Annotated in this window: 2 protein-coding genes; one reads left to right on the plus strand and one right to left on the minus strand. The window is 55.2% G+C overall.

The features are described from left to right. Positions 1-174 precede the first annotated feature (174 nt). Positions 175-1,008 carry a hypothetical protein gene (locus tag DUT91_RS27345; protein WP_342634482.1) on the minus strand — a complete coding sequence of 278 codons (834 nt, stop codon included), beginning with the start codon at positions 1,006-1,008 and terminating at the stop codon, positions 175-177. Between the two features lie 172 nt (positions 1,009-1,180). Between DUT91_RS27345 and DUT91_RS24825 the strand changes: the two genes are divergently transcribed. Next, positions 1,181-1,867: a transposase gene (locus DUT91_RS24825; RefSeq protein ID WP_245420019.1), complete on the plus strand. Its 687-nt coding sequence runs from the start codon at positions 1,181-1,183 to the stop codon at positions 1,865-1,867. Positions 1,868-2,325 lie beyond the last annotated feature (458 nt).

A 2,325-nucleotide genomic window follows, 5' to 3' on the forward strand; every position in this document is an offset into this window, starting at 1 on the left:
TTCAGCGCCTCTCAACCGTCCCGCGCACCATCTCACCAAGGTGATCCTTGATCCGCGCTTCGTCGATCCGGATCACCTGACCCATCACAGCATCCTTCTCGTCGTCCATCCTTTCGCTCCTTCCGTTATTGTAGAAGGAGCCGTCAAATCTGAAAATGCGAAAGATTCTTTACGTTATCTTCGTTCGTCGCGGAGATAGCGCCAGGTCATCGATCCCGGCCACGGTCTGCGACGCTTCGCCCATCGAACCGGTATGGATGCGATAGGCTCCGCCACGCGCGCAGTACGCATCCAGACCGGCTCTTTCGAAACGAAGCCAACCAATGAAGCAACATGGTCAAGGACTTCTATAAAAGTCATTCCCCGCAGATGCTCGACGAGAGTGAACACATCGCCCTTTGCATCGGACAGCGGATCGAACCACCCCCCTACCTCGTGGATAACGATGATGATGTCGTCGCCGCGACGGTATTTGACCGCCCTGCGCGTGCTTTCCTTAAGATCCACCGCAAATCCGCCCGGCTCCAGCACGGCCGCGCATGGCACCCGCAGTTCTTCCAGTTCACTTTTTTCCATTTTCCTTCCCGACGCGCCTCGCGTCCGCCTTTCCGTCCGTTTCCCTTTTTCCGCACCTTGCGGAACACCTTCCCGGACGCCGCGAAGAGCAAAGGAGGCAAGGGCGCGGCTGGCAAGCTGCGAATTTGCACTGTGCGCCGCCGCTCGGGCCAGCCGCGGCGAAGCTTCCCTTCCCGCCTGCCGCTCGCAAGCGGCACCCTCCGGAAGAAGGAAGCCGGCTCTATTAGCCGGCCCGTACTCGGAAGGATCGGCGAGGGTCTCGACTTCGTCGTCTTCGAGTCCAGCGCTTGGGAGGACGCCGAATTCGCTTCCCAACCGGAAGAGCGTGACAGGCACGATGACAAAGCTGGCGATCTGGAAAACGTTATTCTGCGCGACTGGAGAGATCTCGTGACATTCCAGAACTCTGTCTTCGGAGCGGGCCAATTCCATTCGGTGGCTCCGTCAGTGCCCGGCAGCTCGCTAATAGCTGTTGGATAAGCTTTGATGGTGCATTATATCTATCGAATCGAGGAAGAGCCGGGATTGAAACGGTCAGAGATTTTAAGTTTGGATTGACGCCGTAGCATCCTCTATTCAAGTCGTTTCTGTCGGGAAGGAATTTATGAGGCACCAAAGCCGACCGTTCGTTGTGGAAGTCAAAAAAAAGCGCACCCTACAAAAACAAAATCGTTCCATCTGGGCTGATATCGATTTTTCTGCGTTTATTGCCGAGCCAATAGAAGAAAAATCTGTTGCCAAACTTCCGAATCATTCCCTTATTGGTATGCTGCCCGTTAATGCTGTAAACACTCGCAAGCCCTTGGAGCACCCTATGACGGACCCGCAGCAGGAAATTGAAACCGCACAGAGCGCTCCTGAAGCGACGACCGAAGCTGAGGCTACTGAAACGAAGACGGCGGCGCGGCAACCACGTAAAGCAGGAGCAAAAACCAAACAGACCATCAGCAAGAATGAAGCCCGGTCGGCACCTCAGAAAACCGACGCTTCGACAACGGTTGCCCGGACCAGCCGGAAGATTCATTCCCAAAAGGAACGCGCCCAAATTCTCAGCGATATCGAACAATCCATCAGTCGCGGGCAGAGTATCAAGAGTGCAGGCAAGCAGGCCGGCATATCGGAGCAGACCTATTATCACTGGAAGAAGGCTGCGGCAGTCCCAGTTTCAAAGAGCAATGATCTCATGGACTTGTTGGCGCTTGAGGAAGAAAATAAACGTTTGAAGAGCCTGCTTGCCGAACGTCTGCACAAGGAAAATGCCGAACTGAGGAAAAAGCTAGGGCTGGAATAAGCGAGAAACAGCCATCGCCTTGCAGACTTCCCCTGCAATGGTGATATGTTGGCAACCGAAATGTTTCGTTCATTTGATCAAGCGAGCGAGTTGCTATAGTTAGCTGCATTCCGTTTGGAATGAAGCCGCATCGCGACCCACCCCCCACCCAAACGCGATGCGGCCCCCCACGGCTGCTTCGGCAGCCCCTTGCGTCCGGCGTTGTTCCGAAAGGCGCTTGGCGCGCTTTGAGAACATTGGCGCCCGAGCGGCTTTCGGCGCTCCGGCGTGTCGCCACCATCGAAAGCATTGGGTCATCGATTCGCATCGAGGGCAGCAAGCTTTCGGATCGGTGATCTGCGCCCTTCAAACTGGACCAGTTATGGTTAGAGTTTTCCGGTGGCTTTTCCTGGCTGGGAAAGGAACGGAAAACGATGAAGGCATCGCAGTTTTCGGATGCTCAAAAGGCATTCATCCTG

It is taken from the genome of Paramesorhizobium salinisoli (assembly GCF_003335045.1).
Classification (GTDB): domain Bacteria; phylum Pseudomonadota; class Alphaproteobacteria; order Rhizobiales; family Rhizobiaceae; genus Paramesorhizobium; species Paramesorhizobium salinisoli.

Excerpts from the sequence above, each read along its gene's own strand:
- DUT91_RS27345 (WP_342634482.1), bottom strand. The coding sequence starts at position 1,008 with ATGGAATTGGCCCGCTCCGAAGACAGAGTTCTGGAATGTCACGAGATC.
- DUT91_RS24825 (WP_245420019.1), top strand. The coding sequence starts at position 1,181 with ATGAGGCACCAAAGCCGACCGTTCGTTGTGGAAGTCAAAAAAAAGCGC.